Raw genomic sequence first — 875 nt, forward strand, 5'->3', positions numbered from 1 at the left:
TATCTGTGGAGCCAGACTGGAAGCTCGGCTGCACGGCTGTCTGAGGTCGGATAGGCGACAGCATAGGCCCACTCACGTAGGGCGGTCTGAATGAAGCGTTCGGCCTTGCCGTTGGTCTTTGGCGTATATGGCTTTGTGCAGACGTGCTTGAGCCCGAGCTTGCGGCAGGCTTTGGCGAAGGCCTTCGACCTGTAACAGGAGCCATTGTCGGTCATGACGCGCTCGACGGTGATCCCGAGGCTGGCATAGAAGGCGAGAGCAGCCTTTAGGAAGGCGATGGCGCTTTCCTTCTTCTCGTCAGGCAATATCTGCGAGAAGGCCACACGCGAGGCGTCATCGATGCAAACATGGACGAACTCCCAGCCGACGCCACGGCTGTTGGATTGTCCTTTTCGGTCGCCGGTGATGCGGTGGCCGATGCGCTCGAAACGACCGAGCTTCTTGATGTCGATGTGGATCATCTCCCCTGGATTGTCACGCTCATAGCGGCGAACAGGTTCGGCTGGCTCGATATCGCTCAGCCGCGACAGTCCGGCGCGCTTGAGAGCCCGGCTGACGGTGGCGGGCGAGACGCCGGTCTCCATGGCAATGTGCTTGCCGGTCCAACGTTGCCGCCGCAAGGCTACAATGCGCTCGGCGATCGACGCAGCGGTGGCCTGTGGCATATGGGAGGGCCGCGAGGAACGGTCGACCATGCCGGCCCGCCCTTCGGCCTTATAACGCTCGACCCAGCGCGCCACGATCTTGGCCGACACGCCGTAGACGCGCGCCGCATGGGCTTGGGAAAGAGCGCCTTCTATCACCGACAGTGCCATCTCCTCTCGACGCAGCGGCGTTAGACGGGCATTCTTGTGGATGTTCATTCGGACCCTCCG

1 protein-coding gene is annotated in these 875 nt (G+C 62.1%); it reads right to left on the reverse strand.

What is annotated here, in order from left to right:
- Positions 1 to 863: IS481 family transposase (locus tag AC04SG_RS32835; RefSeq protein WP_488554399.1), on the reverse strand; the 863-nt coding region annotated here is incomplete at its 3' end.
- Between the last annotated feature and the right edge of the window lie 12 nt (positions 864 to 875).

This window comes from Mesorhizobium sp. CNPSo 4684, assembly GCF_057784315.1.